This window comes from Streptomyces sp. NPDC059373, from assembly GCF_042751495.1.
Lineage (GTDB): Bacteria > Actinomycetota > Actinomycetes > Streptomycetales > Streptomycetaceae > Actinacidiphila.
Genome location: NZ_JBHYXC010000005.1, coordinates 142,530 through 165,378, shown reverse-complemented (window position 1 = coordinate 165,378; position 22,849 = coordinate 142,530). Strand labels below are relative to the sequence as shown.

21 protein-coding genes are annotated in these 22,849 nt (G+C 69.9%); 9 read left to right on the top strand and 12 right to left on the bottom strand.

The features are described 5' to 3' along the window. Positions 1–66: 66 nt before the first annotated feature. From ACFXJ5_RS12230 to ACFXJ5_RS12220, 3 genes are all read right to left on the bottom strand, one after another. Entirely contained in the window at positions 67–1,590 is a 1,524-nt protein-coding gene (locus ACFXJ5_RS12230) for an MFS transporter (protein WP_384630262.1), read from the bottom strand. Between the two features lie 70 nt (positions 1,591–1,660). Continuing rightward, the gene (locus ACFXJ5_RS12225; protein WP_384630261.1) at positions 1,661–2,296 is read right to left on the bottom strand and encodes a TetR/AcrR family transcriptional regulator; all 636 of its coding nucleotides are present in this window, start codon (positions 2,294–2,296) and stop codon (positions 1,661–1,663) included. Between the two features lie 222 nt (positions 2,297–2,518). Further along, on the bottom strand, positions 2,519–2,929 hold the full coding sequence (locus ACFXJ5_RS12220; protein WP_384630260.1) for an organic hydroperoxide resistance protein: 411 nt from the start codon (positions 2,927–2,929) through the stop codon (positions 2,519–2,521). A 114-nt stretch (positions 2,930–3,043) separates the two neighbouring features. Here ACFXJ5_RS12220 and ACFXJ5_RS12215 point away from each other — a divergent pair, with 114 nt between their 5' ends. Together ACFXJ5_RS12215 and ACFXJ5_RS12210 are read left to right on the top strand one after the other, a co-directional pair. Next, positions 3,044–3,535, top strand: a complete 492-nt coding sequence (locus ACFXJ5_RS12215; RefSeq protein WP_384630259.1) for a MarR family winged helix-turn-helix transcriptional regulator — start codon at positions 3,044–3,046, stop codon at positions 3,533–3,535. 204 nt (positions 3,536–3,739) lie between these two features. Then, a complete protein-coding gene (locus ACFXJ5_RS12210; protein ID WP_384630258.1) occupies positions 3,740–5,107 on the top strand; it encodes a cellulose binding domain-containing protein in 1,368 nt (455 codons plus the stop codon). Here the strand turns inward: ACFXJ5_RS12210 and ACFXJ5_RS12205 are convergent. From ACFXJ5_RS12205 to ACFXJ5_RS12175, 7 genes are read right to left on the bottom strand one after another with little or no spacing between them, the layout of a single operon-like run. Continuing rightward, the gene (locus ACFXJ5_RS12205; protein ID WP_384630257.1) at positions 5,069–5,527 is read right to left on the bottom strand and encodes a DUF4440 domain-containing protein; all 459 of its coding nucleotides are present in this window, start codon (positions 5,525–5,527) and stop codon (positions 5,069–5,071) included. The genes ACFXJ5_RS12210 and ACFXJ5_RS12205 overlap by 39 nt on opposite strands. A gap of 55 nt (positions 5,528–5,582) precedes the next feature. Continuing rightward, positions 5,583–6,125 (bottom strand): GNAT family N-acetyltransferase, encoded by a 543-nt coding sequence (locus ACFXJ5_RS12200; RefSeq protein ID WP_384630256.1) that lies wholly within the window; start codon positions 6,123–6,125, stop codon positions 5,583–5,585. A 1-nt stretch (position 6,126) separates the two neighbouring features. Further along, a complete protein-coding gene (locus ACFXJ5_RS12195) occupies positions 6,127–7,074 on the bottom strand; it encodes an oligopeptide/dipeptide ABC transporter ATP-binding protein (RefSeq protein ID WP_384630255.1) in 948 nt (315 codons plus the stop codon). Beyond that, the gene (locus tag ACFXJ5_RS12190) at positions 7,071–7,877 is read right to left on the bottom strand and encodes an ABC transporter ATP-binding protein (protein WP_384630254.1); all 807 of its coding nucleotides are present in this window, start codon (positions 7,875–7,877) and stop codon (positions 7,071–7,073) included. Before ACFXJ5_RS12190 ends, ACFXJ5_RS12195 begins: the two co-directional genes overlap by 4 nt. Beyond that, a complete protein-coding gene (locus ACFXJ5_RS12185; RefSeq protein WP_384630253.1) occupies positions 7,874–8,746 on the bottom strand; it encodes an ABC transporter permease in 873 nt (290 codons plus the stop codon). Before ACFXJ5_RS12185 ends, ACFXJ5_RS12190 begins: the two co-directional genes overlap by 4 nt. Further along, positions 8,743–9,804 (bottom strand): ABC transporter permease, encoded by a 1,062-nt coding sequence (locus ACFXJ5_RS12180; protein ID WP_384630252.1) that lies wholly within the window; start codon positions 9,802–9,804, stop codon positions 8,743–8,745. Before ACFXJ5_RS12180 ends, ACFXJ5_RS12185 begins: the two co-directional genes overlap by 4 nt. Continuing rightward, positions 9,794–11,359 (bottom strand): ABC transporter substrate-binding protein, encoded by a 1,566-nt coding sequence (locus tag ACFXJ5_RS12175; protein ID WP_384630251.1) that lies wholly within the window; start codon positions 11,357–11,359, stop codon positions 9,794–9,796. Before ACFXJ5_RS12175 ends, ACFXJ5_RS12180 begins: the two co-directional genes overlap by 11 nt. A gap of 164 nt (positions 11,360–11,523) precedes the next feature. On the opposite strand from ACFXJ5_RS12175, the gene ACFXJ5_RS12170 reads away from it, so the two are divergent. Beyond that, complete coding sequence (locus tag ACFXJ5_RS12170) at positions 11,524–12,159, top strand: Lrp/AsnC family transcriptional regulator (protein ID WP_384630250.1); 636 nt, start codon at positions 11,524–11,526, stop codon at positions 12,157–12,159. A gap of 17 nt (positions 12,160–12,176) precedes the next feature. On the opposite strand, the gene ACFXJ5_RS12165 is transcribed toward ACFXJ5_RS12170, so the two are convergent. Then, on the bottom strand, positions 12,177–13,535 hold the full coding sequence (locus ACFXJ5_RS12165; RefSeq protein WP_384630249.1) for a glycoside hydrolase family 125 protein: 1,359 nt from the start codon (positions 13,533–13,535) through the stop codon (positions 12,177–12,179). 160 nt (positions 13,536–13,695) lie between these two features. Between ACFXJ5_RS12165 and ACFXJ5_RS12160 the strand changes: the two genes are divergently transcribed. The 4 genes from ACFXJ5_RS12160 to ACFXJ5_RS12145 all read left to right on the top strand — a co-directional run bounded on the left by ACFXJ5_RS12160 (position 13,696) and on the right by ACFXJ5_RS12145 (position 18,095). Beyond that, positions 13,696–14,694: a carbohydrate ABC transporter permease gene (locus ACFXJ5_RS12160; RefSeq protein ID WP_384630248.1), complete on the top strand. Its 999-nt coding sequence runs from the start codon at positions 13,696–13,698 to the stop codon at positions 14,692–14,694. After that, positions 14,678–15,589, top strand: a complete 912-nt coding sequence (locus ACFXJ5_RS12155) for a carbohydrate ABC transporter permease (protein ID WP_384630247.1) — start codon at positions 14,678–14,680, stop codon at positions 15,587–15,589. Before ACFXJ5_RS12160 ends, ACFXJ5_RS12155 begins: the two co-directional genes overlap by 17 nt. A 72-nt stretch (positions 15,590–15,661) precedes the next feature. Further along, complete coding sequence (locus ACFXJ5_RS12150; protein WP_384630246.1) at positions 15,662–16,960, top strand: ABC transporter substrate-binding protein; 1,299 nt, start codon at positions 15,662–15,664, stop codon at positions 16,958–16,960. Positions 16,961–17,105: 145 nt separating this feature from the next. After that, positions 17,106–18,095 (top strand): LacI family DNA-binding transcriptional regulator, encoded by a 990-nt coding sequence (locus tag ACFXJ5_RS12145; RefSeq protein WP_384630245.1) that lies wholly within the window; start codon positions 17,106–17,108, stop codon positions 18,093–18,095. Positions 18,096–18,123: 28 nt separating this feature from the next. Here ACFXJ5_RS12145 and ACFXJ5_RS12140 read toward each other — a convergent pair whose 3' ends face one another. Continuing rightward, complete coding sequence (locus tag ACFXJ5_RS12140) at positions 18,124–19,302, bottom strand: glycoside hydrolase family 76 protein (RefSeq protein WP_384630244.1); 1,179 nt, start codon at positions 19,300–19,302, stop codon at positions 18,124–18,126. Positions 19,303–19,581: 279 nt separating this feature from the next. Here ACFXJ5_RS12140 and ACFXJ5_RS12135 point away from each other — a divergent pair, with 279 nt between their 5' ends. Continuing rightward, complete coding sequence (locus tag ACFXJ5_RS12135) at positions 19,582–21,204, top strand: glycoside hydrolase family 27 protein (protein WP_384630243.1); 1,623 nt, start codon at positions 19,582–19,584, stop codon at positions 21,202–21,204. Positions 21,205–21,254: 50 nt separating this feature from the next. Next, positions 21,255–22,685, top strand: a complete 1,431-nt coding sequence (locus ACFXJ5_RS12130) for a glycoside hydrolase family 76 protein (RefSeq protein WP_384630242.1) — start codon at positions 21,255–21,257, stop codon at positions 22,683–22,685. The last annotated feature ends 164 nt before the right edge of the window (positions 22,686–22,849 follow it).

The window sequence follows — 22,849 nt, the reverse complement described above, 5'->3', positions numbered from 1 at the left end:
ACGCGTACGAAAGGCTTACGTACCCGTCAGTCCGTCAGTTGCGCCGGTCCGTCGGTCCGTCGGTCATCAATGCGCCACGACCGGCACCGACAGCGCCTCGGCGCTCTCGCCGTCGCTCGACGTCGCGACCGGGCCGCTGTCACCCTGCCCGGTGTTGATCAGGACGGCCGCGATGATCGCCGCCAGGGCCAGGATGCCGACCGCCCACCAGATGGCGGTGGCGTAGCCGTGCACGGCGGCGGCGTTGATGAAGCCCTGCTGGCCGAGGGTGCGGGCCTGCGCGGCGTGCGAGGCGACCCAGGCGGTGGTGGAGCTGGCGGCGATGGTGTTGAGGAGGGCGGTGCCGATGGCGCCGCCGACCTGCTGCGAGGTGTTCACCATGGCCGAGGCGACCCCGGCGTCGCGCGGCTGGACGCCGTGCGTGGCCAGGCTCATCGCCGGCATGAAGGCGGTACCCATGCCCAGGCCGAGCAGGATCTGCGCGGGCAGGACGAGCCCGGCGTAGGAGCTGCCGACCGACAGCTGGGTCAGGATCAGCATGCCGACCCCCGCGGTCAGGAAGCCCGGGGCCATCAGCAACCGCGGCGGGACCCGGGTCATCAGCCGGGCGCCGATCTGGGTCGATCCGGTGATCATGCCCGCGATCATCGGGAGGAACGCGAAGCCGGTCTTGATCGGCGAGAATCCCTTGACGATCTGCAGGTAGTACGTGAGGAACAGGAACAGGCCGAACATCGCGATGACGGCCAGACCCAGCGACAGGTAGACGCCACCGCGGTTCCGGTCGGCCAGGACGCGCAGCGGCAGCAGCGGTGCGCGGACCCGGCTCTCGACGAGCACGAAGGACAGCAGCAGCACGGCCGCGGCGACGAAGAGGCTGATGGTGGCGCCGGCGGCCCAGCCGTCGGTGGAGGCCCGGGTGAAGCCGTAGACCAGCGAGACCAGGCCGAGGGTGGCCAGGACGACGCCGGGGATGTCGAGGCCGCTCTTGTTGCGGGCGCCTGCGGGCTCGCGGATCACCAGGAAGGCACCGGTGGCGGCGATGATCGCGAAGGGGATGTTGACGAAGAACGTCCAGCGCCAGTCGAGGTACTGGGTGAGCACGCCGCCGAGGATGAAGCCGACGGCACCGCCGCCGCCCGCGATGGCGCCGTAGATGCCGAACGCCTTGGCCCGCTCCTTGGCCTCGGTGAACATCACCGAGAGCAGCGAGAGCGCGGCGGGCGCGAGCAGCGCGCCGAACGCACCCTGCAGTGCGCGGGCGCCGAACAGCATGCCCTCGTTGACCGCCGCGCCGCCGAGCGCGGAAGCGCCCGCGAAGCCGATCAGTCCGGTGACGAAGGTACGGCGGCGGCCCCACAGGTCCGCGATGCGGCCGCCGAAGAGCAGAAGTCCGCCGAACGCCAGGGCGTAGGCGGTGATGACCCACTGCTTGTTGGCGTTGGAAATGCCCAGGTCGGCCTGGGCGTTCGGAAGGGCGATGTTCACGATGGTCGCGTCGAGCACGACCATCAGCTGGGCGATGGCTATGAAGGTCAGCGCTTTCCAGCGCCGGGGATCGGGCTGTAGTGCCTGAGCCGCTTCTGACATGGGTTGACCCACTTACTGGTGCGGAGAACTGACAACGGGACGTGTGTGTACGTATGAGTGAAAAGGTGGATCAGACGCGCTGAAGCTCCTGGAAGGTGACTGCCGTTCCGGGCAGTTCCGAGCGCGCCGGGGCTTGCAGGCCGTCGAGAAAGATCAGCAGGTGGCGGTGGACGAACCGGTCCGCGTTCACGCACGCCGTTCCCGGCAGCGGCCGGGAGAGCTGGGTGATCGCCACCATGAGGTCGCCCACGGCGACATCCGCGCGCAGCTGGCCGGAGCGGCGCGCCCGGTCCAATATGTCTTCGATCGTCCGCTCAAGACGATCACGGGATTCCACGACTTCGGGATGGGCCCGGTTGAATGCGTCGGAGAGCATCGAGCACAGCGCCCCGACCCGCTCCTCCGCCGCCCCGAGCACGAAGCGCCGCAGCGCCTGGAAGGCGTCCGGCTCCTCGGCGACCGCCGTGTCGGCCTGCTCCTGGATCCCCTCCATGACCGAGAGGGTGACCTGGAGCATCAACTCCCCGCGGTCGGCGAAGTGCCGGTAGACCGTGGCATTGCCGACGCCCGCACGTCGCGCGACCTCGTCCAGCGGCACCTCGGCGCCGTACTCGACGAGCAGTTCGCGCGCCGCCGCGACGATCCGGTCCCGGTTGCGTGAGGCGTCCGCCCGCAGCCGGGGGATGACGCGGCACTTGCGGTCCACGGCAGATCCCCTTCCTGTTCGGATGCGGGGAAAGACTCCCCGCTTCGCAATGTCGTAGATACAAACGGGGAGAGAGTCCCCGGAAATTTCACCGTGGAGTGTGACCTACGTCACACCGCAAGCCCGTAGGCCGTATCGCGATCGCGGTACGGCCTACGGGCTTGCGAGGGTGTTGCGTACGAATTTCAGACGGATTGCGCGGGGATTGCCTGTGGGGTGCGCCTACTCGACGATGAGCTCGACCTGGATGTTGCCCCGGGTGGCCTTGGAGTAGGGGCAGACCTCGTGGGCCTGCTTGACGAGCAGCTCGCCGGTCTCGCCCTCGAGCTCGGCGGGGAGCTCGACGCGGATGACGGCGGAGAGGCCGAAGCCGCCGCCTTCCGAGCCGATGGAGATCTCGGCGGTGACGGAGATGTCCTTGGTGTCGACCTTGGCCTGACGGCCGACGAGGCCGAGCGCGCTGGCGAAGCAGGCCGCATAGCCGGCGGCGAAAAGCTGCTCGGGGTTGGTGCCCTGCCCGTTGCCGCCGAGCGCCGGGGGCATCGCCAGGGCGAGGTCCAGCTGGCCGTCGGAGCTGACGGCGCGGCCCTCACGGCCGTTGGCGGTGGCGACAGCGGTGTACAGCGCGTCCATGGAAAACCATCCCTCTCGAAGTCATTCGGGGTGCGTCCGAACTCGATGACGTAAGTAGAGCACGCAATTAAGTTGTGCGCAACTAAACTGCGCGCGGCGAGCTATCCTGGAGCCATGACGACGAACACGCCGACCGAGACCGGGGAGGACTTCCTCCGCCTCGACCACATGGTCTGCTTCTCCCTCCATGCCGCCTCCCGGGCGTTCGACGGCGTGTACCGCGTCATCCTCAAACGGCTCGGCCTCACCTACCCCCAGTACCTGGCGATGCTGGTGCTCTGGGAGCACGGCGAGCTGCCGGTGAAGAAGATCGGCGAGTATCTGCGGCTGGACTCCGGCACCCTGTCCCCGCTGCTCAAGCGCCTCGAAGCCGCCGGTCTCGTACGGCGCGAGCGCAGCGCCACCGACGAGCGTTCGGTGACCGTCCGCCTCACCGACGAGGGCGCCGCATTGCGCGAACGCGCCCTGCTGGTCCCCCGGCAGATCTACGAGGCCACCGGCATCGGCTTCGACGAACTGCTGGAGCTGCACGCCCGCCTCGACCGGCTCACGGCAGCCCTCGACTCGGCCGCGCTCCCCGAGGAGCCGGCCGCCGCGCACGGCTGACCGGCCAGGCCCTAAGCGCAGCCCATGACCGCCAACCGCGCCCACTGGGGTGACCGGGTCGGTGACAACGGCGGTAATTCCCATGCCACTTGCCTGTTGTCAAGCCTCTCGTCCCACTCTTGTCCCACTTGTGGAGGATATGAAAAGATCCGGCCCTGATCCTCCACCTCCCCCTGTCGCATGTGAGCCAGGAAAGTGCCGCCTATGGCCGCCGATACGTCTGGTGACCGCCCGGATCTCGAAGCAGCCCTGCTGTCCGAGCACTGGCAACCGGTCCTCTGCTACGCCGACTTGTGCACGATCTCCGCCGAGGAGGCCGTCCAGCTAGCATCGGAGGCCTTCGCCCGCACCCTCCGCGAGGCCCCGCCGTGGAGCGCGCCGCACTTCGCGTGGCTGCCCCGGCTGCTCATCGGCGTGCGCAACACCGCCGCCGACTGGCAGGCGGAGGGCAACGCCGACCTTCTCGCCCCCGGGCTGCGCATGTGGTTGCAGGCGGAGGAGGGCCCCTCGACCGCGCTGCACGGCTTCCAGGACATGCCCGAGCCGGACAAGTCCCTGCTGTGGCACTCCGAGATCGAGTCACGGCCGCCCGCCGAGAGCGCGGCCGCGCTGGGCATCGGCACCGACCGCGCGGAGGAGGAGATCGTACGGACCCGGGAGCTGTTCCGGGAGTCGTGCCTGCGGGCGCGCATGCACACCCTCGCGGACAAGGAGTGCCGGGGTTACGCCAAGCTGCTCGACGTCGCCACCCGGGAGCCCGAGGCCTCGTATCCGGCGGACCTGCGCGGGCACCTCGACCGATGTCGGGACTGCGCCGCCACCGCCAAGGACTTCGCCCTGCACAGCGGCCGCCTGCCCTACACCCTCGCCGAGGGCGTCCTCGGCTGGGCGGGAGCCGCCTACCTCGACCGCCGCCGCGCCGTCTCGACCGCGCCACCGGGTCCCATACCCACCCCGCGTCCCGCCCGGCGCCGCGTCGCCCTGACGGCGGCCGCGCTGGCCGTGCCCGCTCTGGTGCTGGTGGCCATCCTCGTGCCGTCCTCCGGCGCCCCGACCAGCGCCGCCGGTTCCCGCGCCCCGGTCCCGGCGACCACCACCGCGCCGGACCTGCCCGTGGTGCCGAGCACCGCGTCCCCGTCGCCGTCCCGGTCCCGGTCTGCGTCGGGCGACGTCGCCAACGGCGCCACCCGGCTGACGGCCGTGCCGTCGCCCACGCCGACTCCGTCGCCGACGAAAACCACGACGCCCTCCAAGTCCCCGGCGAGCTGCACCGCCAGCTACCACCTGGTGAGCCAGTGGGACGGCGGCTTCCAGGCCGAGGTCCGGGTCACCTCCCGCACGGACCTCAACGGCTGGAGCGTCCAGTGGAGTTACCCCGACGGCCAGCGCATCACCCAGATGTGGGACGGCAACGTCACCCAGCGGGGCCCCGACGTCACCGCCACCCAGGTCGACTACAACGCCTCCGTCCCCGCCCGCCGGCCGCTGGTGTTCGGCTTCCTCGGCACCTGGTACTCCTCCGACACGGCCCCCTCATCCCTCACCCTCAACGGCGCCGCCTGCGACAGCTGAGTCCTCCTCATGCAGGTGGACGATCAGCCATCCGCCCTCGCCACGCCTGAGGATCGCGGTGTTGCGTACGAGGTCGGTCGCGCCGGCACGGTAGTCGACCCGCAGCCAGTACCGGGCCACCGCCAGGTCGCCGAAGACGTCGACGACGGGGTCGTACGCCGTCAGCCCGGCCTCCACAGGGCCGCCGCCGTCGGCGGGCCGCCCGTCCCGCACCCGGTCCAACTCGGCCTTTCCGCAGACGAGTCCGGGCGTCGCCGAGTCCCAGATGGTGGCGTCGGGGTCGAGGAAGGAGTCGATGCGCTCGCGGTCGCCGGCCGGATAGGCCGCGTACATGCCGGTGATCGCCGACCAGACCGCCGTCAGGTCGGCGGGAGCGCCGCCGGGTCGGGCGGCAGCGGTGCGGGGAGGGGAGGCGGGCATGCGGTGTCCTTCGTACGGGTCCTACGGACAAGGGAGTGACGAATAGGGAGTTGCGTCAGGAGCGGTCGTGCGCCCAGGTCTGCAGGGCCAGCGAACGTCCCTTGTTGACGACGTCGAGCAGCGGCTCGTCGGTCAGGTGGTAGCCCCCGGCGACGGCAACGGCGACGCTCGCGGCGTTGCCCCCCTCGATGCTGAGGGTCACCCGGGGCAGTCCGGCGGTGTGATGGGCGTAGTGCGTCATCACGATGAGGGCCCGGGCCGCCAGGCGACGGCCCCGGTGGGCGGCGCCGACCGAGTAACCCAGGCTTGCGGCGGGGTCGTCGGCGGCCTTGCGGATGAGGAGGATCTCGCCCAGCGGCGGGCCGCCGTCGGTGGTGATGGCCAGCTGGACGCGCAGACCGTCGGCGCGTGCCTGCCGGGCCGTGGCGAGGTAGGCGCGGGCGGCGGCCTCGTCGAAGGGTGAGGCGAGCGGCGTCCAGTACGCGATGGCCGGGTCGTCGAACAGTACGGCCATGGCGGGCGGATCGTCGTCGGTCCACTCGCGCAGGACGAGCCCCTCGCCGGTCAGCCGGAGGGCGGCTGGGTCGGTGCTCTTCACGTCACGCCGCCTCGTACAGCCGGCAGGCGACACCCCCGGCGATCAGCTGCGGCTCCTCGCGGTCGCAGCCGTCGAAGACGCGCGGACAGCGGGGGTGGAAGCGGCAGCCGCTCGGCGGAGCGGACGGGTCCGGTACGTCGCCGGGGAGTTCGGCGGGCAGCAGGCCGGCGCCGTCCGGCTGCGGGATGGCCGCGAGCAGGGCCTGGGTGTACGGGTGGCGGGGCTCGGCCCAGACCTCGGCGGTGGGACCGGTCTCCACGATCCGCCCGAGGTACATCACGGCGATACGGTCCGCGATGAGCCGTACGACGGACAGGTCGTGGCTGATGAACAGCAGCCCGGCGCCGGACTCGACGGCCAGCGACCGCATCAGGGTGGCCACCTGGAGCTGGGCGGAGGCGTCGAGAGCGGAGATCGGCTCGTCGCCGACCAGCAGGCGGGGCCGGGCCGCGAGGGCGCGGGCGATGGCGACGCGCTGCCGCTGGCCGCCGGAGAACTCCTGGGGGTAGCGCTGCGCGGCGCTCGCCGGGAGGCCGACCCGGGTGAGGTAGTCCTCCGGGGTCTCCGAGCCCTTGGCCTCGCCGCGCCCGGCCGCCGTACGGATGCCGTCGGCGATCTGCGCGCCCACTCGGCGGCGGGGGTTGAGGGAGCCGTACGGGTCCTGGAACACCATCTGGACGGCGGTCAGCGCGGGGTCCCGGCGGCGCACCTTCAGCGCCCGCACCGGCGTGCCGTCGAAGGTGATCCCGCCCTCCTTGGGCGCCGTGAGCCCGCAGACCGCCCTGGCCAGCGTGGACTTGCCGCAGCCCGACTCGCCGACCAGCCCGACGACCTCCCCGGCCCGCACCTCCAGGCTGACCCCGGCGACCGCGCGGGTCGGCGGGGCGCCGGGACGGCGGTACTGGACGACGAGGTCGTCAACACTGAGGAGGGGGGCGGGCGGGGTCATACGGTGCTCCTTCCGGGGAGCGCGTCCAGGAGCGTACGGGTGTACTCGTGCCGGGGCTCGGTGAGCACCTGACCGCGCGGGCCGGTCTCGACGACCAGACCGTGGCGCATCACGCTGACCGTGTCCGCGATGGCGGACATGACGCCCAGGTCGTGGGTAACCAGGAGGACGGCCAGCCCGAGGTCGTCGCACAGCCCGCGCAGCAGCCGGAGCACGCCGGCCTGCACGGTGACGTCGAGTGCGGTGGTCGGCTCGTCGGCGATCAGCACCTGCGGTTCGCAGGCGAGCGCGATGGCGATGGCGATCCGCTGCCGCATGCCGCCGGAGAACTGGTGCGGGTAACGCCCCAGCGCTTCCCGGGGGTTGGGGATGCGGACCTGGCCGAGGAGGTCGGCCGCCCGCTCCTTCGCCGCCTTCCGGTCCAGCTTGAGGTGGTGGCGGAGGTGGTCGGTGAGCTGGTGCCCGATGCTGAGCATGGGGTGCAGGCTCGTCGACGGGTCCTGGAAGACCATGCTCATCGCCCGGCCGCGCAGTTCGCCCAGCCTGCGGGGCGGCAGCGTCAGCAGATCGGTGCCGTCGAGCTGGATCCGGCCGCCGGTGCCGGCGCCGCCCGGCAGCAGACCGAGGACGGCGAGGCCGGTCATGGTCTTGCCGGAGCCGCTCTCGCCGGCCAGGCCGTGGATGCGGCCGGGCTGGAGGGCGAGGTCGACGCCGTGCAGGATGCGGTTGGGGCCGTTTTCGGAGGGCAGGTCGACGGTGAGGCCGGTGATCTCCAGAACGTTGGCGGCGGTGTCGAGGCTCACGCCACACGCTCCTTCTCCGCGCCGATGGTCCGCGCGGTGCCGGGGTCGAGGGCGTCCCGCAGCGCGTCGCCGAGGAAGTTGAAGGCGAGCACCACGGTGAGGATCGCCAGCCCCGGGAAGACCCCGATCCACCACTTGTCGAACTCCTGCGTACCGGCGGCCACCATCGCCCCCCACTCGGCGGTCGGCGGCTTCGCGCCCAGCCCGAGGAACGACAGCCCCGACAGCAGCAGCGTCGCCGTCCCGATGTCGAGGGTGGCCAGCACCAGCAACGGCCCGAGCACATTGGGCAGGACGTCCACCCGCAGCGACCGCCAGGCGGAGAAGCCCAGCAGCCGTCCGCTGAGGACGAACTCGCGCGTACGCAGCCCCATCACCAGGCCGCGCGTCACACGGGCATACGACGGCCAGGCGACGACGAGGACGGCCAGCACCGCATTTTGCAGGCTCGCGCCCAACGCGGCGGCGACGACCATCGCCAGGATGACGGTGGGGAAGGCGAACACCAGGTCCGCGATCCGCATCACCGTCTCGTCGACCCAGCGCCCGAAGAACCCGGCGCAGGCGCCGAGCACTCCGCCGATGAGCAGGGACAGCGTCACCAGCAGCAGGGCGAGCGGAATGGACACCCGCGCCCCGTACAGCACCCGGCTCAGAACGTCCCGGCCCAGCTCGTCGGTGCCGAACCAGTGCCCGGCGCCGGGCCCGGCCAGCCGGGGCAGGTTCTGCGCCAGCGGATCGTGCGGGGCGAGCAGCGGGGCGGCCAGCACGATCACCAGCCAGACGACGCTGACCGCGCCCCCGACGACCGCGAGCGGCCTGCGCCAGGCGCGGGGCAGCCGCCGCAGCGGGTTGAGTCGAAGCCTCACTGCACCCTCACCCTCGGGTCGATCACGCCGTACAGCACGTCCACGGCGAGGTTGACGGTCAGATACACGATGCCGACGACCAGCCCGACGCCCATCACGGCCGGCAGGTCGAGCGTGGTCGCGCTCCGGTAGGCGTACGCCCCCAAGCCCGGCCAGGCGAAGATCGACTCGACGAGGACGGTGCCCGACAGCAGCGCCCCGAAGGCCAGTCCGGCGACCGTGATGACGGGCACGAGGGCCGCCCGGAGCACGTACTGGAAGAGCACGGTCCGGCCGGGCAGGCCCTTGGCGCGGGCGGCCCGGATGTAGTCCTGGCCCAGCACCTCGAGGACCGCCGACCGCGTGAACCGGGTCAGCAGCCCCACGGTGTACGCGGTGAGCACCAGCGCCGGGAGCACCAGGTGGCCGACCGCGCTCCAGAAGACCGGCCACTGCCCGGCGAGGGCGGCGTCCACCGTGTACAGCCCGGTGACGTGCGGTGGGGCGGTCAGGTCGGGCGCGATGCGGCCACTGCCCGGCGCGATGCCGAGCCGGTAGAAGAAGACGTAGAAGGCCAGCAGCGCCAGCCAGAACGTCGGCACCGAGACGCCGAGCAGGCTCACCACCCGCAGCAGCTGGTCGGTGAACCGGTCCCGGCGCAGCGCCGCGATCACCCCGAAGGCCACGCCGATGATCAGCGACACGACGATCGCCGCCCCGGCCAGCTCCAGCGTCGCCGGGACGGCGGTCGACAGGTCCGTCAGCACGGGCTGATGGCTCTGCTGCGACTCGCCCAGATCGCCCTGGAGGAGATTGCCGAGATACGTCACGTACTGGACCGGCAGCGGCTTGTCGAGGCCGTAGTGGTGCCGGAACTGGGCGACGATCGCCGGGTCGCCGACCGCCCGCTGCCCCAGCGCGGCCGCCGCCGGGTCGCCGGGGACGAGGTTGGTGAGGACGAACGTCACCAGGGTCACCCCGAAGGCCAGCAGCACGGCGACCGCGGTCCGCCGCAACAGGAATCGCGCGAGCGGGTGGCGGGCGAGGAGCCGGCCGCCACCTGCGCGCTTACTTCGCACCAAGCTCGGCGACATCGATCGTCCACACCGGGTTGTACGAGAGACCGGAGACCGTCGAGGCGGCCACCATGTGCCGGCTCGGCTGCATCAGCGGAATGAAGGGGCCGCTGGAGTTCAGGGTGGTCTGGATCTGCTCGTACAGCTTCTGGCGGGTGGCGGTGTCGGTCGTGGTGGAGGCCTTGTCGCCCAGCGCGGTCAGCGCGGGGTCGGCGCCCGCCTTGTAGCCGGCGCGCAGACCGACCAGGCCGCCGGGCAGGAAGACCAGGTAGTCGCTGGGGTCCGGGTAGTCCGGGCCCCAGTACCAGAGGCCGACCTGCTCCTTGCCGTTGCGGTAGTTGTCCAGCTCCGTCGTGGTCGGCGCCGGGGCGAGGGTCACCGTGATGCCGACCTCCTTCAGCTGCGACTGCACCCGCTCGGCGAGCGTCTGCAGCGACAGGCCGTCGAGGGTGAGGTCGCTGGCGTAGGCGAGCTTCACCGTCGGGTTCTTGATCCCGCTGGCCTTCAGGGCCGCCTTCGCGCCGCTCAGGTCCCGCTTCTGCGCCTGCGCGGCGGGCAGCGCGCCGACGAACGTCGTCGGTATGAGCCCGGGCGCCTGCACCGAGCCGGTCCCGCCCAGCGACAGCAGGCTCGTGTAGTCGATGCCCTTGCGGACCGCCTCGCGGAACTTGGCGTTGGCCGTCGTGCCGCTGACCGCCTTGTCCAGGTTCAGCAGCAGGAAGATCACATCCGACGACGCCCCGCTCAGCACCTTCAGCCCGCCGGTGAGCCCCGTCACCTGGTCGGAGTTCAGGTCCAGGGCGACCTGGCTGTCGCCGCGCTGCACATTGAGCTTCTGCGTCGGCGCCTGAACGTTCCGGATCACGATCTTGTCGTACGTCGGCGTGTCGGAGCCGGTGTACTTCGGGTTCTTCGCCAGCACGACCTGCGTGTTCGTGTTGAACGAGGTCAGCGTGTACGGGCCCGAGCCCGCCGACGTCTTGTTCAGGTACGTCTCCGAGCCGCCGTTCGCCTTGACGGTCTTCGAGTTCAGGATGCCCAGCGCCGGGTTGGGGAGGATGAAGGGCAGCGCCGGGTTCGCCTTCTTCGAGGTCAGGGTCACCGTCGAGGCGTCCGTCTTGGCCGCCGTCACCCCGTCCAGCAGGAAGGACGGATTGCCCTTGAGGTCGATGACCCGCTGCAGCGAGTACACAACGTCGTCCGCCGTGACCGCGGTGCCGTCGGAGAACTTCGCGCCCTTGCGCAGGTGCAGGGTCAGCGTCTTGCTGTCCGAGGACTCCTCGTACGAGGACGCCAGCCCCGGCAGCGGCTTGGTGACGTCGCCGCCCTTGAAGGTCAGCAGCGTCTCGTACAGCGCCTTGTCCACGATCATTCCGGTCGTCTCGAACTCACGGCCCGGGTCGGCGGTCTTCAGGTTGAACGACGTGTCGACCACCAGCGTCTTGCTGCCCGAGGAGCCGGACGTGCTGCCGCTGCCGGAGCAGGCACTGAGGGCGAGCGCCGCGACGGCGACGAGCGAGACCGCCGCCGGGTACGACCCGGTGCGAGATCTGGACATGGGTGCCTCCGAGAGCGGGGGACGGAGCGGAAGAAGGCACGGCGGGCATCGACGGCCGCCGGATGAAGTCCCTGGACGATTCACCGTTAGGGTGGGCTGAAACTAACCAACTCCTCCGGCTAACGGGATCAAGCCAAGACAGAATTTGTCTGAAAGGCGCCATCATGGGAGATCTGTCAAGCCCGGACTCCTCCGGCGAACGCCGCTCTGGACGGATCGGCATCGGCCTTGCCCTGGATTCGGTACATTTCAAGATCCTCGATGTGCTGCGGACCCAGGGCCGGATCTCCGTCGCCGCCCTCGCCGAGCGCGTCGGGATCTCCCGCGCCAACGCCTACACCCGCTTCGAGGCCCTCCGTGCCGACGGTGTGATCAGCGGCTTCAGCGCCCGCGTCGACCCTTCGCGGGTCGGCCTCGACATCTGCGCGCTGGTGTTCGTCACCGTCCGCCAGGACCTCTGGAAGCAGTTCCGCGCCACGCTGGCCGCCATGCCCGAGGTCGAGTACTGCGCGATCACCACCGGCCAGCACGACGCCATGATCCAGATCCGGGTCCCCGACGTCGGCGCCGTGCACCGGCTCGTCACGGAGCAGCTCGCCCCCGTGCCGGCGGTGCGCGCGACGGAGACCGTCATCATCCTCGACGAGGTCATGCGCCGCCCGTACGTCCTCCCCACCGGCCCCGCCGCGACCGCGACCCCGGCCGCCGCCGGTGCCACGCAGCTCGGCATGACCCGCTTCATCCGCGCCGCCGACGGCCGCGCCGACCTCCAGCGCGGCACCACCGACCCCGACGACTGACACCTCGGGAGGTGCCGTCAGGCCGGTCTCGTCGCGGGCAGTGTTCGCGGGTTCACCGGGAACAGGTGCCGGACCCCGCCCGTGCACAGGTCGAGGGCGAGCTCGCAGAACATGGCGTTGGCCCAGCCGAACCAGTCCCGGGTGAACCGGCCGGGATCGTCCACATGGAAGCTCTCGTGCATCAGCCCGGTGCCTGCGGTGGTGGCCGCCAGCGTCCCCAGGGCCTGCGCGGCGGCGTCCTCACCGCCGGTCAGGCCGGCGGTGGCGATCGCCAGCGGCCAGACGTGGCCGTCCGGGGTGTGCGTACTGCCGACGCCGGACGCGAACCTGCCGCTGAAGTAGGAGGGGTTCGCGTCGGACAGCACGAGGCGCCGGGTGGCTTGGTAGAGCGGGTCGTCCTGCGCGCACCAGCCGCTGAGGGGCAGGCTCAGCAGGCTGGGGAGATTCGCGTCGTCCCCCAGCAGCGCCGCCCCGTGGCCGTCCACCTCATAGGCCAGGACGGACGTGCCTGCCACGTCGACGACCGCGTCGGCCAGGATTCCGGCATCGATCTCGTCGGCCAGCTTCCAGGCCTCATGGGCGAGTTGTGAATCCTGGAGAACCGACGAGGCCAGTTCGGCGAGCCCGTGCAGACTCGTCGACGCCAGCGCGTTGGCCGGGACCAGAAAGCCGTGTTCGCAGGGATCGTCGCTCGGCCGGAAGCCCGACCAGGTCATCCCGGTCCGTCCGACCCGGTCTCCACGGCCGCCACGGGGAAGGCTGTCGCCGGAGAAGGGGCCGGAGGGCCGAAGGAAGAGATACGGCGACCGGTCATGGGACTGCTCGGCGCGCCAGATCCGTACGATCGTCCAGGCAGCGCGATGGAAAGCCCCGTCGAGATGGTCCACGCGCCGGGTCGCCCGCCAGATCGCATAGGCCAACTGCAACGGCGCGCACAGGGAGTCGAGTTCGTACTTGCGCTCCCACACCCACTCCCCCGGTGTGGGCTGGTCGCCGGGCTCGCCGTGCGCGCCGGTGGGTCCGTCGTTGAAGGCGTTGGCGTACGGGTCCAGCAGGACGCAGCGGATCTGGCGGCGCGATACGGCGACCAGGACGTCGCCGACCTCCGGGTCCGGGGCCACCGCCAGGTAGGGGCGCACCTGCGCGGTGCTGTCGCGCAGCCACATCGCCGGTATGTCCCCGGTCTTGACGAAGACCTCGGGCCGGCCCGGATCACCCCAACTCATCGAGGTGGTCCAGGTGTTGGTCAGGCAACTCTCGACAATGTCCGCTGCCGGGCTGCTCCGCAGACCGGCGGCCAGCTGCTGTCCGAGCGTCCGCAGTGACTCCGGAACCGCCCAGGGGGTTGAGGATGTCGATCCGGGAAACGTTGCCATCGCGCCTCTTGACTCCCTCTGTGGCGTACGCCACCGTGTGATCAACAGGGAATGGAAACGTTACCTTGAAGGAGCTGGAGACCACCAGACGGCCGGGACCGCCCTACCGCCCCGCGCCGGTCCGAGTCACCAACTCCTCGGAGCGAGAAGGTGAGCGCGTGTGACAGCCACTCCGCACCAGCAGGTACGAACCACCGCACCGCCCGCGAACCGCCCGTCCGACCGCGAGCGCCGAGGACGGCCATGGCGCCGGCGAAAGAAGCGGGCCTCGGACACCCGGGCCGCGTACGTGTTCCTGGCGCCGGCCGTCATCGGTTTCGCGGTGTTCGTCGTCTACCCGCTGATCCGGTCGGCCTACTTCGCGCTGACGCAGTACAACGGCCTCTCGGACCCGAGGTTCGTCGGCCTCGACAACTTCCGCAGGATGTTCACCACCGACCCGTCCTTCTGGCCGTCGGTGCGCGCCACGGTGCTGCTGGTCGCTCTGTACGTACCGCTGTCGCTGGTCATCGGGCTGGCGCTGGCGGTGTTCTGCAACCAGCGGCTGCGGGGCGTCCGCCTGCTGCGCACCCTGTGTTACCTGCCCGTGGTGCTGCCCGTGGTCGCCACGATCACGCTGTGGAAGTTCGTGTTCAATCCGCAGGTCGGCCTGGCCAACCAGGTTCTGACGTGGTTTCACCTGCCGACGAGCGAGTGGCTGTCCGGGTCGGGCTCGGCGATGCCGTCGATCGTGATCGTCATGCTCTGGAGCGTCGGCTCGACGATGATCATCTTTCTCGCCGCGCTCCAGGCCGTCCCCACCGAGCTGTACGAAGCGGCCAGGCTCGACGGCGCGGGACCCCGGACGGTGTTCTTCCGGATCACTCTGCCGCTGATCAGCCCGATCCTGGTGCTCCAGGTGGTGCTGCAGATGGTGACCGCCCTCCAGGCCTTCAACCAGCCGAAGATCCTCTCGCCGGACGGGACCGGCGGCCCCGGATTCAGCACCAGGGTGCTGATGCTGTCGATCTACAACAACGGCTTCCCGAAGCTCGGGCAGGTCCCCCAACTCGGCTACGCCTCCGCCCAGGTGTGGGTGCTCTTCCTCGCCGTCGTCGTCGTGATCGCCGCCACCGCCCGCTTCTCCTCGATCTGGAGCTACAGTGACCACGCTTCCTGACGTCACGACAGCGCCGGCGCCGGCGGCGACACCGGGGGCGACACCGAAGCCGCGTGGCAGGGCGATACGTACGGCGTCCTGGTACGCCACCGCGCTGCTGATCTCCTCGGTGATGATCCTGCCCATCCTGTGGATCATGACCGTCGCCCTCAAGGGCCACGCGGCGGTCTTCCAGGTCCCGCCCACGCTGCTGCCCGACCAGTTCCACTTCGAGAACTTCGTCGACGGCCCGAAGGCGATCCACTTCCCGCGGCTGCTGCTGAACTCCGTGGTCATCACCGGCCTGTCGGTGATCGGCGGGGTGATGACCTCGATGATGGCCGGATACGCCCTGGCCCGGCTTCGCTTCCCCGGCCGGAAGGTCTGGTTCTACCTCTTCGTCGGCAGCATGCTGCTGCCCCCGGTGGTCGGCATCATCCCGCTGTTCCAGCTCTTCAAGGACATCGGCTGGTACGACACCTGGCTGCCGCTGATCGTGCCGGCCTGGCTGGGCGGCAATCCGCTGTTCATCTTCCTCGCCCGCCAGTACTTCCTGTCGATTCCCTACTCCCTCGACGAGGCGGCGAAGGTCGACGGCGCCGGGCACTTCCGGATCTTCGTCAGCGTCATGCTCCCCATCACCAGACCCGCCTGGATCACCATGGCGATCCTGGCCTTCCAGATGTCGTGGAACGACTACCTCAACCCACTCATCTACCTCTACTCGTCGGAGAAGTGGCCGCTGAGCGTCGGCATGGCCTCCTTCGTCTCCCAGTTCGCCGGTCAGACCCCGGACTGGAATCTCTACATGGCCACCAACCTGCTCTACATGCTCCCCCCACTGGCCGTGTTCTTCGTGGCCCAGCGCTACTTCATCCAGGGCCTGAGCGCTCTGGGCACCGTCAACCAGCGCTGACCCGCACCGCACCGCGCCCGGCCGGCCCGCTCGCCGGCCAACCACGCATCAGCCATGTATCAGGAGGCCTCGATGAAACGATCGACGATCCATGTCGCCGGAGCACTGCTGGCGGCAGGCGGGCTGCTGGCCACCGCCGCCTGCGGCGGCTCCTCGGGAAAGGCGGCGGACGGCAAAGCGACGGTCACGGTGATGACCTGGGAGTCCAACGGCACCAACAAGGCCATCGACAAAGCCCTCGCCGGATTCCACGACCCGAACATCACCGTCAAGCGCATCGACACCCCCAACGGCAACTACGGCGACAAGCTCGCGGCCCTCACCCAGGCCAAGAAACTCCCCGACCTGTTCTGGTGCGGCAACGACACCGAGCAGCAGTACACCGCCCAAGGGCTGCTCACCGACTGGTCCTCCCGGCTCTCCGGCGGCGGTGACTTCAGCGCCGGCAGCTTCGTCTCCTCCACCATGAAGAACTGGAAGACCGCGGACGGCAGGATCGGCGGCGTCCCGTCGCTGATGAACACGTACGGCATCTGGTACGACATCGACGCCTTCAAGGCCGCCGGGATACCCGTGCCCGCCTCCGGGTGGACCTGGGACCAGATGTTCCAGGCCGCCGACAAGCTGCACAAGAAGGGTGCCAAGTACGGCCTCGTCGCCGACGCCATGACCGCCCTCGACGGGCCCTTCACCCTCAGCACCTACTCCCTGTCGGCGGGCGGCGCGCCCTTCACCGACTCCGTCCACCAGCCCACCAGGGCAACGGTCGACGCGACGTACACCGAGGGCGTCAGCAAGCTGGTGGCAGGGATCAAGAGCGGCGCCGTCGCACCTCCCGGGTACGACATCAGCAACCAGCAGTCGCTGTTCGCCGCCGGTCAGATCCCCATGCTGTGGAGCGGGCAGTGGCTGGCCGCCGGCTTCCTCACGGACAAGCCGAAGATCAAGTACGGCTTCGCGCCCATTCCGCAGGTGGACAAGCCGGCGACGCTGTACGACGCCGTGGGCATCTGCACCCCCTCGTACACCCAGAACGCGGACGCCACCTTCAAGGTCCTCACGTACCTGGACTCCACGGTGTGGAGCAAGGTGCTCCCCGACTCCCCCGTCGCGGCGCCCGCGTACACCTCCGCGCAAGGCGCCTACTTCGGCGCGCTGGACAAGGCCGGGCTGACGACGGTCTCCTCCACCGTGAAGACCGAACTGAACACGTCGTCCACCATCGGCGTGCGCTTCACCACCCAGTGGGCCAACCAGACGAACGACCTGATCACGGCGTACTGGCCGGACATCCTCCAGGGCAAGAAGCCGCTCTCGGATCTGCAGACCATGACCGACAAGATCAACGAAGTGATCAAGAGCAACAGCTAGCCGGTCGGAGCCCCTCAGGGAGGGAGCCGGGGCCGGGACTGGAAACGTATCCTGAGGACGGTCCCGGCCCCCGAAGCGTGATGAAAGTTGGTCGTCCCCCGACGTGAGCAGTCGCCCCCCGCACCGCCAGAACACCAGGCCGACGATGCGCGATGTCGCACAGCGGGCCGGAGTCGCCGTGGTCACCGTGTCGCGCGTCGTCAACGGCATCGGAACGGTCCGCGAGGAGACGGCCGAACGCGTGACCGCGGCGATCAACGCCATCGGCTACCAGCGCAACGAGATCGCGCGCTCGCTGCGTCCCGGGCAGAACTCCATGACCATCGGGCTGCTGCTCGGTGACCTGACCAACCCCTTCTACGCGTCCCTGGCGAAGGCCGCCGTCGAGGTGGCCAACCACGCCGGCTACGCCGTCCTCCTCAGCACGGCCGACGAGGACCCGGAGGTCGAACGCCGCGCGGTGGGCGAGCTCATCGGACGACGGGTCGCCGGGCTCATCATCGTTCCCGACCAGGGCGACCACGCCTTCCTCAACGAGATCAACGGTCACGACCACGTGCCCATCGTCTTCGTCGACCGCCCCGCCACCGGCGCCGAGGCCGACGTCGTCCTCGTCGACAACGAGGACGGCGGCCGCAAGGCCACCCAGCACCTCGTCGACCAGGGTCACCGCCGGATCGCTATCCTCGTCGCCCCCTCGTACTACACCACCGGCCGGAGGCTGCGCGGATACCGCAAGGCCCTGCGCCAGAGCGGCATCACCCCCGACGACGACCTCGTCGTCACCCTGCGCCGCGGCACCACGGAGGAGGCCTCCGCCGCCACCCGCGCCCTCCTCACCTCCGCAGATCCCCCCACGGCGATCTTCTCGACCACCGGCTTCCTCACCGAGGGCGTCCTACGCACCTGCCGGCAGCTCGAAGCACGCATCGCGGTGGTGGGGTTCGACGACTTCAAGCTGGCCGACATGCTGCCCACCCCGGTGACGGTGGTGACCTCCGACACCGAGGAGCTCGGCCGCCACGCCGCGCACCTGCTGCTCGACCGCATCAACGGCGACGACGCCCCCTCCCGCCGGACCGTCCTCCCGGTGCATCTGATCGCCCGGGGCACGGGCGAGGTCGGGCGTCAGTAGGCGGTCGAGGGTCAGTGGCGGTCGGGCGTCAGTAGAGCGTCGGCCACTTGGCGGGAGGCCACGCCAGCACGGCGTACAGCTGCGCGAGGGCGGCCTGCTGGATCGCCTCCGTGGTGCCGGCCGTGTTGAAGTGCACCAGGCCGGTCGCGGGATCGCGCATGGTGGACCACACCTGGTCGGCGTAATCGGCCATCGCCTGCTGGTACTTGCGGTGTCCGGTGGCCGCCTCCAGGAGCAGTAGGTTCTTGAAGAAGATCGAGTTGAAGAACACGGGCTGCGTGAACAGCCGCCCCTGCTCGACGTAGTAGGCGTACGCGGCCTCGGCGATCCGCTCCGCCCGGCGCAGATAGGCGCGGTCGCGGGTCACCTCGTAGAGGAGGACGTTGACGCCGACCGGCACGCCCTGGTTGTACGACCAGAAGGTCTTCTCGACGGTGCCGTGCAGGTCGAGGTGGTCCCAGTACAGGCCGCTGGGACTCTGCAGGTGGGTGTTCGTCCAGTCGTAGAAGCGTCTCGCCCGGTCCAGGTAGCCGGCTTCGCCGGTGATCTGGTGCAGGCGAAGGGCCAGTTGGGCTCCCGGCATGTTCGAGACGGTGTTGCGGTCCTGGCTCCAGCCGGCCTGGGTCCAGAAGACCCCGCCGGGCGCGGCGTGGCTCGTGTCGGTGTCCCAGCCCGATGCGACCAGGGCGAAGATCTCTTCCGCCCGGGCCAGGGCGGCGGCGTCACCGGTCTGCAGGTGCCGCTGGACCTTGGCCAGGCCGACCCATTCGTTGTCGTCGTAGAACATGTCGCCGCCCGAGCCGTACGGCGCGTCGGGGTAGGAGTCGTAGCCGGGAAGCCCGGTCGTGCCTCCCTTGGCGTTCCAGTAGTGCTCCTGCGCCTTCGCCCGCTCCGCGAGCTCCGACTCGTACGTAGCATCCACGGCCGCGAGGTCGAGCGCGGCGATGTGCACCTGGGAGTACGGCCATTCGTACGAGTACGGATGGTCGTCGGCCGCCGCCGGATACTGCTCGCGGACCAGCCCGGAGCCGTCCTGCGCACCGAGGTGCTTCTGCAGTGCGGTGTAGGCGGTGATGGCGCGCGACAGCGCCCGGGCCCTGTCCGAGCGCTCGGTCGCGGCCGCGGGTCCGGCGGTCATCGTCGTCATCGCGGTCACCGCGGCCAGGCCGGAACCGACGAGCACGCGACGTGAGGGATACAAGCGCATGGGAACCGCCTCCTGGGTTGTGAGGGCGATGGAAACGTTGCCATTGAGCCGGGTGGCCGTCAACGGTCCGGACGACGCGAGTAATTCAGCCATTCGGCCGTGCGTAGGTGAACATCACTCGCGCCAGCGGCAGTTATGGTCCGGACCATTGACGTCCGAACCGACTGGTGGCACCTTCGCGATGGTTACGTTTCCAGAGATGCCCCACCTCGGCAGTTGGACATCGTTGTCGAGCAGGTGAGTTCGTCCGGCCCCACACGGCGAAACGGAGACACCGACATGACAGTGCAGGCACACTCCCTGAGAGCCCTCAAACCGCTGAGCGGCGCCGTCGCGATGGTGCTGCTCCTGGTACTCGCCCCGGCCCTGCTCGTGCTCGGTGCCGCCCCCCGCGCGCAGGCCCTCGACAACGGCCTCGCCAGGACGCCCCCGATGGGCTGGAACGACTGGAACGCCTTCGGCTGCAACGTGAGCGAGCAGCTGGTCGAGCAGACCGCCGACTACCTCGTCTCCTCCGGCCTCAAGGCCGCCGGATACCAGTACGTCAACATCGACGACTGCTGGATGACCTCGGCCCGGAACTCCGCCGGCGCCCTGGTGCCCGACCCCGCCAAGTTCCCCAACGGCATCAGCGGGACCGCGGCCTACGTACACGGCAAGGGCCTCAAGCTCGGCATCTACGAGAGCGCCGGCACCGCCACCTGCGCCGGCTACCCCGGCAGCCTCAACCACGAGCAGCAGGACGCCAACAGCTTCGCGGCCTGGGGCGTCGACCTGCTGAAGTACGACAACTGCAACCACCAGAACGTGCCCGACCAGCAGCGCTACAACGCCATGCGCGACGCCCTGAAGAACACCGGCCGCCCCATCCTCTACAGCCTGTGCAACTGGGGCCTCGCCGGCGTGTGGACCTGGGGCGCCGCCACCGGCAACATGTGGCGCACCACCGGCGACATCAGCGCCGGCTTCTCGTCGATGCTGTCGATCTACCACTCCAACGTCCAGCTCGCGCAGTACGCCGGACCCGGCGCCTGGAACGACCCCGACATGCTCGAGGTCGGCAACGGCATGTCCTTCACCGAGGACCGTTCCGAGTTCAGCCTCTGGTCCGAGATGGCCGCCCCGCTCATCACCGGAACCGACCTGCGCAAGGCCTCCGCGGCCACCCTCTCGCTGTACGGCAACCGGGACGTCATCGCCGTGGACCAGGACTCCCTGGGCAAGCAGGGCACCCAGGTCTCCTCCTCGGGCGGCCTGGACGTACTCGCCAAGCCACTGGCGAACGGCGACGTGTCGGTGGTCCTCTTCAACGAGAACGCCGGCGCCGCCACCATCACCACCTCGGCCGGCGCGGTGGGCCTTCCCTCGGCATCCTCCTACCAGCTCAACAACCTCTGGTCGCACGTCGTCAGCAGCACCACCGGCGCCATCTCGGCCACCGTCCCCGGACACGGCTCGGTGATGTACCGGGTCTCCGCCGGCAGCGGCACCAGCGTCGGGACCACCCACCCGCTGGTCGGCGCCTCCTCCAACCGCTGCCTCGACGCGTACAACAACCAGACCACCCCCGGCACCAAGATCGAGATCTGGGACTGCGGCGGCGGCGCCAACCAGGCCGTCACCATCACCACCGCCGGTGAACTGCGGCTCTACGGCGGCACGCAATGCCTGGACGCCTACAACAACCAGACCACCAGCGGCACCGTGGTCCAGCTCTACACCTGCAACGGCGGCGCCAACCAGCGCTGGCGCCCCAACCCCGACGGCACCATCACCGGCACCCAGTCCGGACTCTGCCTCGACGTCACCGGCGGCGACCAGCCCGCGGGGAACGTCAACGGCACCCCCCTGGAGCTGTGGACCTGCAACGGCGGCGCCAACCAGCAGTGGCGCCTGGGCTGACCCACCACCCCTACGGAGCTGACATGCACCTCACGGCAGGTAGAGCAGGCATGATCCGGGCCGGTGTGATCGCGACCCTGATTCTGTCGGTACCGGTGTCCGGGACCGCCGAAGCAGCAGCCCAGGCAGCCATCTGCAACAAATACTGCGACGCCCGGGACCCGGCCCTCTCCCCCCAGGACCGGCAACCGGTGACCGCCACCATCTACTCCCGCACCATCGTGCTGCACTTCGACGACACCGACGCGATGGGCTGGGCCTCGATCAGCAACGGCAGCCCCGGCGACGAGGTCTGGCTCGACCGCTCCTTCGACGGCGGCCGCACCTGGGCCTCCGGCAGCAAGCTCGGCGACACCACCGTCCCCTCGGGCCAGGGCGGCTGGCGCACCCTCATGTACAACGTCGACGACTGGAACAACCTCGGCGTCGGCGCCCTGCGCGCCTGCGGCAAAGCCGGCGACCGGAGCGAGATCGCCTGCACCCCATGGGCTCGTACGACCTGGAACGCGTACAGCCGCCCGACCGCCGCGGCGACCGCCCTCATGCAGTCCTACAACAACAGCACCGGCCTCTTCGACACCACCGGCTGGTGGAACTCCGCCAACGCCCTCACCGCCGTCATCGACAACATCCGCGTCACCGGCATGCCCAGCTACACGTACGCCATCGCCAACACCTACGACCGCAACCTCTCCGCCCAGGGCGGCAACTTCACCAACGCCTACATCGACGACACCGGCTGGTGGGGCCTCGCCTGGGTCGACGCCTACGACCTCACCGGCGACAGCCGCTACCTCGACACCGCCCGCGCCGACGCCGACTACATGGCCCGGTACTGGGACTCCGTCTGCGGCGGCGGCGTCTGGTGGAGCACCGCCAAGACCTACAAGAACGCCATCGCCAACTCCCTCTATCTCGAACTCGACGCCGCCCTCCACAACCGCATCCCCGGCGACACGGTCTATCTGGGCCGGGCGAACGCGGAATGGTCCTGGTTCAAGGCCACCGGCATGATCAACAGCTCCCACCTCGTGAACGACGGCATCAACCTCTCCACCTGCGCCAACAACGGCGACACCGCCTGGACCTACAACCAGGGCGTCCTCCTCGCCGGCCTCGCCGAGCTCCACCGCGCCACCGGCGACCCGGCCCTCCTGACCACCGGCCGCCAGATCGCCGACGCCTCCACCACATCCACGTCGTTGAACTCCGCCGGCATCCTCCGCGAACCCTGCGAATCCACCGGCTGCGGCGCCGACGGCCCCTCCTTCAAAGGCGCCCACATCCGAGGCCTCGCCTCCCTCAACGCCCTCCTCCCCGACCACCCCTACACCCCCTACCTCCGCGCCCAAGCCGACTCCGCCTACTCCACCGACCGCACCCCCCTCGACACCTACGGCCTCCACTGGTCCGGCCCCCTCGACACCACCGACGCCGCCCGCCAACAATCCGCCCTCGACCTCATGAACGCCGCCCCCTGACCACCAAGCACCTGCTCAGCCCCGTGCGACCGGCGTTCTGCCTGATCAAAGTGGGTGGAGGTGGTTGCCCTGTGCTACCTCGTGATGTGCCGTCCAAAGGCATCCGGCCACCGAGACGGGCGCCCCAGATGTCACGGACAGGGAGAACCCGGAGTTGTTGGCCT

Bases quoted from the DNA above. Each gene is read 5' to 3' on its own strand.
- ACFXJ5_RS12230 (WP_384630262.1), bottom strand. From the start codon at position 1,590: ATGTCAGAAGCGGCTCAGGCACTACAGCCCGATCCCCGGCGCTGGAAA.
- ACFXJ5_RS12220 (WP_384630260.1), bottom strand. From the start codon at position 2,929: ATGGACGCGCTGTACACCGCTGTCGCCACCGCCAACGGCCGTGAGGGC.
- ACFXJ5_RS12215 (WP_384630259.1), top strand. From the start codon at position 3,044: ATGACGACGAACACGCCGACCGAGACCGGGGAGGACTTCCTCCGCCTC.
- ACFXJ5_RS12210 (WP_384630258.1), top strand. From the start codon at position 3,740: ATGGCCGCCGATACGTCTGGTGACCGCCCGGATCTCGAAGCAGCCCTG.
- ACFXJ5_RS12205 (WP_384630257.1), bottom strand. From the start codon at position 5,527: ATGCCCGCCTCCCCTCCCCGCACCGCTGCCGCCCGACCCGGCGGCGCT.
- ACFXJ5_RS12195 (WP_384630255.1), bottom strand. From the start codon at position 7,074: ATGACCCCGCCCGCCCCCCTCCTCAGTGTTGACGACCTCGTCGTCCAG.
- ACFXJ5_RS12175 (WP_384630251.1), bottom strand. From the start codon at position 11,359: ATGTCCAGATCTCGCACCGGGTCGTACCCGGCGGCGGTCTCGCTCGTC.
- ACFXJ5_RS12170 (WP_384630250.1), top strand. From the start codon at position 11,524: ATGGGAGATCTGTCAAGCCCGGACTCCTCCGGCGAACGCCGCTCTGGA.
- ACFXJ5_RS12165 (WP_384630249.1), bottom strand. From the start codon at position 13,535: ATGGCAACGTTTCCCGGATCGACATCCTCAACCCCCTGGGCGGTTCCG.
- ACFXJ5_RS12150 (WP_384630246.1), top strand. From the start codon at position 15,662: ATGAAACGATCGACGATCCATGTCGCCGGAGCACTGCTGGCGGCAGGC.
- ACFXJ5_RS12145 (WP_384630245.1), top strand. From the start codon at position 17,106: ATGCGCGATGTCGCACAGCGGGCCGGAGTCGCCGTGGTCACCGTGTCG.
- ACFXJ5_RS12140 (WP_384630244.1), bottom strand. From the start codon at position 19,302: ATGCGCTTGTATCCCTCACGTCGCGTGCTCGTCGGTTCCGGCCTGGCC.
- ACFXJ5_RS12135 (WP_384630243.1), top strand. From the start codon at position 19,582: ATGACAGTGCAGGCACACTCCCTGAGAGCCCTCAAACCGCTGAGCGGC.
- ACFXJ5_RS12130 (WP_384630242.1), top strand. From the start codon at position 21,255: ATGATCCGGGCCGGTGTGATCGCGACCCTGATTCTGTCGGTACCGGTG.